Here is a 9,835-nt window from a genome sequence, read left to right on the forward strand (position 1 = left end):
CCGAGCTCTCCCCAGGCGACAAGGCGCAGCTCCTTGCAATGGCTCGCCCAGGACCTCGGCGGGGCCACCACGCCCGGGATCGAGAAGACAACCGGCGTCTGCGGCGGCGCCGCACGCATCCTGCGTACACGTATTCCGGTGTGGGTCCTGGAACAGGCACGTCGGTTGGGAACCAGCGAAGCGGACATCCTTCGGTGCTACCCAACGGCAGAACAGCGTGCAGTCCTGACCCTGAATCGCAAGGACTTCATTCGGCTGCATCAGCAGTCGACAGGGGCCCCGCGTCCAAGGCCCGTCACCCGCCGGCGCAGGCCCGCTTCGAGCGATCACATCTTTGGGCCTCAACCGAGCTGGGAGATGTCCCGCACCGCGCCGCGGGCGGCGCTGGTGGTCATGGCGGCATAGGCGCGCAGCGCCTGGGACACTGGGCGATCGCGGTCCACCGGCTTCCAGGCCTGCCCGCCCTGAGCCTCCATGGCGGCGCGGCGGGCGGTGAGCACCTCATCGTCCACCTTGACGTTGATGGCCCGGTTGGGGATGTCGATTTCGATCAGATCGCCTTCCTCCACCAGGCCGATGGGGCCACCCTCGGCGGCCTCCGGCGAGCAGTGGCCGATGGACAGCCCCGAGGTGCCGCCGGAGAAGCGCCCGTCGGTGATCAGGGCGCAGGCCTTGCCGAGACCCTTGGACTTCAGATAGCTGGTGGGGTAGAGCATCTCCTGCATCCCGGGGCCGCCCTTGGGGCCCTCGTAGCGGATCAGCACCACGTCCCCGGGCTGGATCTGGTCGGTGAGGATGGCGCTGACCGCCGCCTCCTGGCTCTCGCAGATGCGCGCGGGGCCGGTGAAGACCCGCAGCGTCGAGGTGGGCACGCTGGTGGTGTAGCGCAGCGCCTCGGCCTCGAACATGGACGCATCGATGCCGGCGGTCTTCACGATGCAGCCCTCGGGGGCGATGTTGCCGTAGAGCACGGCGAGCCCGCCGTCGCGGGAGTAGGCGTGCGCCATGTCGCGGATGCACCCGGCGGCGCGGTCGGTGTCGAGCGCCGGCCACTGGCGGGACTGGCTGAAGGCCTCCTGGGTGGGCACCCCGCCGGGGGCGGCCAGGAAGCGCTCGCGGGCGCCGGGGTGGGCGCCGGCGCGCATCACATCCCAGCGCTCCAGGGCCTCGCCCAGGCTGGCCGAGTGCACCGTGGGCACGTCGCGATGGATCAGCCCGCCGCGGTCGAGCTCACCCAGGATGCCGATCACCCCGCCGGCCCGGTGCACGTCCTCCATGTGATAGGTCTGGGTGGCGGGGGCCACCTTGCAGAGGTTCGGCACCTTGCGGCTGAGGCGGTCGATGTCCGCCATGGTGAAGGGCACGCCGGCCTCCTGGGCGGCGGCCAGCAGATGCAGCACCGTGTTGGTGGAGCCGCCCATGGCGATGTCGAGGCTCATGGCGTTCTCGAACGCGGCAAAGCTCGCGATGGAGCGCGGCAGGGCGGTGGCGTCGTCCTGCTCGTACCAGCGCCGGGCCAGCTCCACCGCGAGCCGCCCGGCCTCGAGGAACAACTGCTTGCGCCCCGCGTGGGTGGCGAGCAGGGAGCCGTTGCCGGGCAGGCTGAGCCCCAAGGCCTCGGTGAGGCAGTTCATGGAGTTGGCGGTGAACATGCCGGAGCAGGAGCCGCAGGTGGGGCAGGCGGAGCGCTCGATGGCGGCGACGTCGGCGTCGCTCTCGTTGGGGTTGGCGGCGGTGACCATGGCGTCGACCAGGTCGAGCTTGAGCTCGCCCTTGGAGTCGAGCCGCACCTTGCCCGCCTCCATGGGTCCGCCGGAGACGAACACGGCGGGGATGTTGAGCCGCAGGGCCGCCATCAGCATGCCGGGGGTGATCTTGTCGCAGTTGGAGATGCACACCAGGGCGTCGGCGCAGTGGGCGTTGACCATGTACTCCACGGAGTCGGCGATGATCTCGCGGCTCGGCAGGGAATAGAGCATGCCGCCGTGGCCCATGGCGATGCCGTCGTCCACGGCGATGGTGTTGAATTCCTTGGCCACGCCGCCGGCGGCCTCGATTTCGCGCGCCACCAGCTGGCCCAGGTCCTTCAGGTGCACATGCCCGGGCACGAACTGGGTAAACGAGTTGGCCACCGCGATGATGGGCTTGTCGAAGTCCCCATCGGTCATGCCGGTGGCGCGCCACAGGGCGCGGGCGCCGGCCATGTTGCGGCCATGGGTGGTGGTGCGGGAGCGGTACTGGGGCATGGCGGCCTCTGCTGCCTGGCTGGTCGATCAGACCGGGAATGATCCGGGAAAGCGGGGCGGTGTGCCAGTCTGGGGATGGGATGCGCTGCGGCGCAAGCGACGCCGCGGGTGCCCGCTCGGCTGGCGCCCTCCCGCGCGGCAGCATCGACAAGGCGCAAGGTCCGCGCGGAGTCCGAGAACCTGGTTCTGATGCCGGCTCGCCGCGGCGCGCCGAAACCAGGTCAGCCGTCAGGATCGGTTGCGCAACCGGCCTCGGCGGGCTCGGTCCAGCACTCCGGCGCGAGCACTTGGCTCTGCGTGAAGGGACATCGCTCCGGCAAGGCGTTGTCGTCCAGCGGCGTCTCCTTCACAGCCTGCTGTACGGCGCTGAACCAACTGGCCCCGAATGCCTCATCAAGCTGTGACTTGAGCCCGGAGCTCTTGCGCAGCAGGCGGGCGATGCGGCAGCGCTGTTCCTTGATCGTCGCGTGCCAGCGCTTGCCTTGCCGCTCGGGCTGGTGGCGCCATCTCAATCGGTGCGCAATGAGCACGGCCAAGCGGCCCTCGCGCTCGCGCTCCTGACTTGCGCCCATGTCCGTCAGCTCCTCGATCAGGTGCTCCGTGTCGAGCTCATCCAGGCGACGCTCGCTCAGCAGGGCCGCCTGCTGGCGGGTCCAGCTGTAGAAATCGGAATCGTGCAGTGGCGTGCTCATGTGCGTGGGCTCTGCCATGGGGTTTGCGGTCATTCCAGCGCCGCGCACGGCTGAGGCGACTTCAGACAGAGCCACACCGCCGCCCCTTCCAGCAGTCCGCAAGGTCATGCCCCCACCAGCACGCCGCCGCGTTGGACCGGCGCGCAGGCGCGGTGCCGGGCTCAGTGGCCCCCAACGTCCGGCAGCACCAAACCGTCCAGGCGCCCGCTCAGCACGTCCTCCACGGTCAGCGGGCGGCTGCAGCCGAGCGGCACGGAGCGGTCGCAGACCTCGTAGGACACGTCGAAGACGAGCCGGCCGCCGATGTTCCGCAAGCTGCCGTGCTTGCGGTAGCGAAGGCCATGGTCGACCTCCAGCGTGGTGCTGCGCTCGGTGACGCAGGAGAGCTGGATGATCTCGCGGGTCTGGATCTGGTAGCGGATCTCGTCGTTTTGCAGCAGCGAGGCGACCTCGCCGACGAGCAGGTCCAGCAGAAAGCGCCCGGAGATGCTCTCCAGCGGCTTGCCGCCGTGGTTCGGCGGCCAGGTGCGCGCGAAGCCCTGCGAGTAGGCCAGGAGGCGTACGCCGTCCACGTCGTAGAGCGCCCGGCCGACGGGCAGCGCGCGCAGGGCCACGGCTTCGCGCGCCAGCTCGGACAGGTTGCGGCTGCCGGTCATCAGCTCATGCAGGCGTCGGCTCAGTGCGGGGCTCGGCGCCTCCACCCCGCGCTCCCAGCGCGACACCAGGCTTTGACTCACGCCCAGCGCCTGCGCGAGCTGGGTCTGCGTGAGCTGCGCCGTGCGCCGCCAGGTTCTGAGCAGGCTGCCGATCATGGTGCTCTCCGCCTATGCGATTCGGGTCGCCCTAGCCTGCCGCGCGCCCGAAGCAGTGGCGGACGAGCGGCCGAACGCGCCTCGGGCGGGGCGCCACAGACAAGCGCAACTCATTGTGTGATCTGACATTGTAGCTTCGCCTAACGGTCTTGCAAGCGCGCAGACCGGCGGGCGCTTGACCCGTCAGCCATGGCGCGTTTGGCGCCGCGCCCGCTGCCGGCCCATCCTCCGAGGCGCCCACGGGGTGCCTCCACGCCGCTGATGCAGTCCGCATGAACGCCGCCATGCCGCGGCTTCTAGAAGTCTTTAGAAGATGAGCAGCCTCGGGGACTCACCTAGGGTGCGTCCGGTGCATGTCCTAAGAGCCCCGCCCCACAGCACCAAAAGGCACACACCATGACGCACAGTCAGCTGCTCCATCCGCGCCTGTCCACGCGCCCTAAGGCCTCTCGACCCACAACGTCGGCGCCCCGCGCACGCTCGTCAGGGGCAGGTCCAGGCGAGTCGCCCGCTCCGCGGGGCGGCATCCGGGCCGGTATCCGAACCGGCATTGGCGCCGGCACCCGGACCAAAACCCGACGGGTCGACGCAGATCCGCTCCCCGCGGCGCCCATGCACGCGGTCATGCCGCCCGCGGGCATCCGCCGGCACGCGAGCAGCCTGTGGCTCGCGGTCGCCGTCGGTGTGCTGGCGCTCGCCGGCGCCGGGTCGGCCGGAGCGCAGGTGCTGCCGGCAGGGTGCACCAGCGACGGCACCAACCCTGCCGAAGCACAGGCGGGCGACACGGTCACTTGCCTCGCGCCCAACGTGACCGGCCCCATCGAAGGCGCGGTGGAGGATCTCAGCATCGTCGTCGGCGGTGCGGCCAACCCGGTCACCGTATCCGGTGGCTGCGTCGGCGTTTCGTTGTCGGGCACGGTCGGACCACAAGGCCGCAGCCTGTCGATCCTGAACCCGGCCTCGAGCGTCAGCGGCAGCCAGCGCGGCCTCGATGTCAATTCCACCGAGAGCGCCGCAGGCGGCGATCTGGTCATCGTCAGCGAGGGCGCCATCAGTGGCGATACCACAGGGGTGTACCTGCGCGATCGCGACACTGCCGGCGGTGCCGTGAGCCTGTCGGTAACCGATGTGACGGGCACCACCGGCAGCGGCATCGACGCCATGAACTGGTGGGGCGGTGGAGACATGTCGATCAGCGCCACCGGTACGGTGACGGCGGGCGACGCCGGCATCGCCGCGTCACACCTCGGCGATGGCGCGATGTCACTCAGCGCCCGGGACGTAAGCAGCCAGGGCGATGCGATCAGCGTTTATACCGGGACGTCAAGTACGACGCTGACCCTGGAGACCACCGGCACCGTCGACAGCGCCGCGGCGAGCGGCATGAATATCTGGCACCAGGGAGGCGCCGCCGCAACCATCACCGCCACGGGTCCGGTGAGCGGGGGCACGGACGGCATCTTCGTCTACAAGCCCTATGAGGGTGGGCTGGCTTTGTCCGCTGCGGACGTCACCGGCGGCGAGAAGGGCGTGTACGCACTGACGAACCAATCCTCGACAACACTGGACGTCAACATCACCGGCACCCTCGAGGGCGGCGATATTGGGCTCGACGCAGTGCATTGGGGCGAGCAGGACGCGACCATCACCACCGGCTGCCCGGTGAGCGGCGGCACCACCGGCCTGCTTGCCGAGAACGACGGGCAAGGCGCCATGGCCATCTCCACCGATGCCGTGCAGGGCGCAACAGGGTTCGGTATCTCGGCTGAGGGCGGCGCGGACACGACTGCGCTGTCCATCAACTCCACCGGGGCCATCGCGGGCGCACAGGCAGGGATCTCGGCCGCGCACGCGGGCAGCGGCGATGTCACCGTCACGGCAAGCGCCCCGGTCACCGGCTCGGACTACGGCATCCAGGTCAACAACACCGGCACCGGGGGGCTCAGCATCAGCGCCGCTGCGGTCACCGGTACGGCGGAGCACGGCATCGAGGCCAGGTCCGACTTCGGCTCCTCGACCTTCAACCTCGCCACCACGGACGCGGTGAGCGGCGGCAACTACGGCATCCTCGTCGATCACCGCGGCAGCGGCGATGCCGTCATCAACGCGGCCGGCACGGTGAGCGGCACTGATTGGGGCATCAGCGCGAACAACAGCGGCTCGGCCAGCAACCTGTCGGTGACGATGCAGGCGGCGGTCACCGGCGGCAGCTTCGGCGTGTACGCAAGCCAGAACGGCCTCGGCGGCGACCTTGCTGTCAACGCGACGGGGCCGGTGAGCGCCACCGGCACCGGTATCCAGGGCCTCAACTTTGGCGGCGGCTCGGTGGCGGTGTCCGCCGCGGGCGTCACGAGCACCGCCGGTCGCGGCATCTTCGCCTACGCACGCTTCGGAGCGGATGCGGACCTGTCGGTGCACAGCGCCGGTCCGGTGAGCGCGCACGACGACGGGCTCTACGCATACTTCGGCGGCGGCGGCGCGCTCGACATCCAGAGCGCGGACATCACCGCCGGCGCCAACGGCATCATGATCGATGCTGCCCCCAACGCGGCTTCCAGGACTGTCACCGTCACCGGGGATGTGCGCGGCGCGTCCGGCGCCGGCATCCGTGCCCCGGATGGCGTGACCATCGCCAACCAAGGCAGCATCTCGGGCGGCGCCAACGGCGTGCTGGCCGACGCGGACCTGGTGCTCACCAACGCCATGGGCGGCGACATCGGGGCCGATGCCGGCGCGGGCGTGGTGACGGGCGCCGGGGCGCGTATCACCAATGCCGGCACCATCGCCGGCGTGGACTTCTCCACCGGCAGCGAGCGCCTGACCCTCACCACCACCGGCATTCTCGAAGGCCTCGTGGACTTCGGCGCCAACGACGATCTGCTGACCTTCGACGGGATCATGGCGGAGCTCGTCGGCAGCAGCAGCACACTGGCCGACTACACCGGCCTCTCGATGGCCGAGGCGGTTGCCGTCGGCCTGCCGCTGTTCTACGGCGGCGCGGGCACCGACACCATCGCCTTCGACGCCGGCGTCAGCGTTGCGGGCCTGGTCTCGCGGCAGTGGCTCGGCACCTGGGCAGACGAGGGCGTTTACGGCCTGACCTTCCGCAACGGCGACAGCTCCCCGAGCACGCTGGTCTACGCCGGCTTCGAGGTGTTCACCATCGACGGCCAACACCTCTCCGAGAGCGACCTGCCCGCCCTGCCGCTGCCCGGCAGCCTGCCGCTGCCCGGCAGCCTGCCGCTGCTCCTCGCGGGCCTCGGCAGCCTGCGTTTGCTGCGCCGGCGCAGGTCCTGAGGCAAGGCGCTGCCGGCCCATGGCCCGCGCGCGTGCCGCCGGCAGCAGAGACCGCCGGCCGCGCGACTGGGGCGCCCTGCGCGCGGGCCGGACGGCGCCCCCCACCCCCCACGCCGGTGGCCCCTGGCCGAGTCGCGGGCCTCATCGCCCGGCCCCAGGCCCTTTTAGAAGTCTTTAGAAGCTGAACGTGCTGAGGGAGTCCCTTAGCCTTTCATCGGTGAATATCCGCAGTCCCGCCCCACACCACCAAGAGGCACACCCCATGACGCCAAGCCATCTGCTTCACCGCTGCCATCAGTCCCGCCGCGCCAAAACGGCGCTGCGGCTGCGCGCGCGGCAATTGCGCGCCGCCACCGTCGGCGGCGCCGTGGCGCTCGGCGCCATTGCCGTGCCCGGGCCGACGCAAGCGGCCACCGTCACCATCAACACCGCCGTCAACGGCACCCAGTTCATCGGCGGCGGCAATGACCTGGAGATCACCGCCGGCGGCAGCATCACCGCGCCGGGCAGCGGCAGCGGCGACGACGGCGTGCGCGAGTCCGCGCCCGGCGCCAGCATCGGCAGCATCAACAACGCCGGCAGCATCACCGCGACCGATTCCGGCATCGGCGCCTCCACCGGCGCCACCGTCGGCGACATCAGCAACAGCGGCAGCATCAGCGCCGGCCTCGGCATCGGCCTCTTCGCCGCAACGGCGAACGGCAACATCACCAACAGCGGCAGCATCGAGGGCTTCTTCGTCGGCATCAGTGCCGCCGGGTCGTCCACCATCGACGGCGCCATCCAGAATCAGGCCGGCGGCACCGTCAGCGGCTCGTTCTTCTCCGGGATTCAGGTCTCCGGCGGCTCGGTGTCCAACGGCATCAGCAACGCCGGCAGCATCACGGGTTTCGACGCGATAAGCATCTTCAGCGCGGAGATCAACGGCGGCATCACCAACACCGGCAGCATCCAGGGCGGGTACATCACTGACAGAATCATCGGCGGCGGCTTGGGGGTTTATTCGAGCGCGGTGATCACTGGCGGCATCACCAACAGCGGCAGCATCGAGGGCGACAACCGAGTCTCGGAGGACGGCAGCATTTTCATCTCCAGCCCGGCGCAAGTGACGGGCGGCATCAGCAACACCGGCAGCCTCACCGGCCTTCTGCAGATCTTCGGTAGCGACGGCGCGGGCGGCGGTATCGATGTGACCAACAGCGGCGACATCGACCTGCTGGACAGCGAATCCAACATCAGCGGCGACTTCACCCAGACCGGCACCGGCACCCTTGCCATCACGCTGCTCGCCTTCGGCGACTACACCGCCGCGCCGCTCGGCATCGTCGGCGATGCGAGCATCGACGGCGACCTGCTGCTGGACCTGGACCCGGGCTTTGCCTTTTCCGCGCTCGACCGCCTGACGCTCATCGGCGCCGGCGGCACCCGCACCGGCACCTTCAGCAACTACGCCGACGGCGACCTGGTGTACGCCTTCGACAGCCGCCGGCGCATGTATCTGGACTACACCGCCGACGGCGTGGACCTGTACACCACACCCATCCCCGGCACGCCGCTGCTGATCGGGCTCGGGCTCTTCGCCTGGGCCGGGGCGCGCGCGCGGCGGGCGCGCGGCTGAGCGGCGCCCCTGCGCCGACGCGACCGGCGCATCACCACAGGCGCGGCCGAAGCCGGCGCCTGCCAAACAACCCAACGACCCGACGCGGAGGACAACCCATGACGCACCAGCACCTGATCCATCGTCAGCATCAAGCCCGCCGCGCCCGGGCCGAGCTGCGCCTGCGCGCGCGGCAATTGCGCGCCGCCGCCGTCGGCGGCGCCGTGGCGCTCGGCGCCATCGCCGCGCCCGCGCCGGCCGCCACCGTCACCATCAACACCGCCGTGAACGGCACCCAGTTCATCGGCGGCGGCGATGACCTGGTCATCACCGCCGACGGCAGCATCAGCGCGCCGGGCCTCGGCAACGACGGCGTGCGCGAGTCCACGCGCGGCGCCAGCATCGGCAGCATCAGCAACGCCGGCAGCATCGAGGCCGGTTACGACACCGACGGTGCCGGCATCGGCGTCGTTGAGGCCACCGTCGAGGGCGACATCACCAACAGCGGCAGCATCGTCGCCATTGAGGCCATCAGCCTCGCCAGCGCAACCGTCAACGGCAACATCGCCAACAGCGGCAGCCTCGAGGGCGAGTTCTACGGTATCTCCGCCTGGTGGTCCGCCATTGCGGGTGCCATCCAGAACGAGGCCGGCGGGAGCATCGAGAGCATCGACGCCTTCGGCTTCTCCGGCATCGATCTATACCTCAGTTCGGTGTCCAACGGCATCAGCAATGCCGGCAGCATCACCGGGGGGTTTATGGACGCGATATACATCTCCAGCGCGGAGATCAACGGCGGCATCACCAACACCGGCAGCATCCAGGGCGGGGAAGATTTGGACTCCGGCGAAGTCGTATACGGCGGTTTGGGTGTCTATGGGAGCGCGGTGATCACTGGCGGCATCACCAACAGCGGCAGCATCCAGGGCGACGACGAGGACGGCTTTGCCTGGACCGGCAGCATTTCCATCAGCACCCCGGCGCAGGTCACGGGCGGCATCACCAACAGCGGCAGCCTCACCGGCCCTCTGCAGATCTTCGGCAGCGACGGCGCGGGCGGCGGTATCGATGTGACCAACAGCGGCGACATCGACCTGCAGAGCAGCCAGTCCGGCATCAGCGGCGACTTCACCCAGACCGGCACCGGCACCCTTGCCATGACGCTGATGAGCTTTAGCGATTACACCGGCG

The 9,835-nt window shown here is 69.9% G+C and carries 7 protein-coding genes; 4 read left to right on the forward strand and 3 right to left on the reverse strand.

Features of this window, described 5'->3' with window-relative positions:
* Positions 1-33 precede the first annotated feature (33 nt).
* On the forward strand, positions 34-405 hold the full coding sequence (locus tag QZ607_RS25830; protein WP_367268164.1) for a DUF433 domain-containing protein: 372 nt from the start codon (positions 34-36) through the stop codon (positions 403-405).
* Here the strand turns inward: QZ607_RS25830 and ilvD are convergent.
* The 3 genes from ilvD to QZ607_RS07265 form a co-directional block, all read right to left on the reverse strand.
* Positions 342-2,246, reverse strand: coding sequence for a dihydroxy-acid dehydratase (ilvD, locus tag QZ607_RS07255; RefSeq protein ID WP_295881298.1), 1,905 nt, complete (start codon positions 2,244-2,246; stop codon positions 342-344). The two genes, QZ607_RS25830 and ilvD, sit on opposite strands and share 64 nt — an antisense overlap.
* 221 nt (positions 2,247-2,467) lie before the next feature.
* On the reverse strand, positions 2,468-2,938 hold the full coding sequence (locus QZ607_RS07260) for a DUF29 domain-containing protein (protein WP_295881300.1): 471 nt from the start codon (positions 2,936-2,938) through the stop codon (positions 2,468-2,470).
* Between the two features lie 161 nt (positions 2,939-3,099).
* Positions 3,100-3,750, reverse strand: a complete 651-nt coding sequence (locus QZ607_RS07265; RefSeq protein ID WP_295881303.1) for a helix-turn-helix domain-containing protein — start codon at positions 3,748-3,750, stop codon at positions 3,100-3,102.
* Between the two features lie 612 nt (positions 3,751-4,362).
* Here QZ607_RS07265 and QZ607_RS07270 point away from each other — a divergent pair.
* The 3 genes from QZ607_RS07270 to QZ607_RS07280 form a co-directional block, all read left to right on the forward strand.
* Positions 4,363-7,047 carry a hypothetical protein gene (locus QZ607_RS07270; protein ID WP_295881304.1) on the forward strand — a complete coding sequence of 895 codons (2,685 nt, stop codon included), beginning with the start codon at positions 4,363-4,365 and terminating at the stop codon, positions 7,045-7,047.
* Positions 7,048-7,309: 262 nt separating this feature from the next.
* Positions 7,310-8,665 (forward strand): hypothetical protein, encoded by a 1,356-nt coding sequence (locus QZ607_RS07275; protein WP_295881306.1) that lies wholly within the window; start codon positions 7,310-7,312, stop codon positions 8,663-8,665.
* A gap of 98 nt (positions 8,666-8,763) precedes the next feature.
* Positions 8,764-9,835 (forward strand): hypothetical protein (locus QZ607_RS07280; RefSeq protein WP_295881309.1); only part of this gene is annotated, 1,072 nt, incomplete at its 3' end.

The organism is uncultured Thiohalocapsa sp. (genome assembly GCF_913063425.1).
In the GTDB taxonomy this organism is placed as follows: domain Bacteria; phylum Pseudomonadota; class Gammaproteobacteria; order Chromatiales; family Chromatiaceae; genus Thiohalocapsa.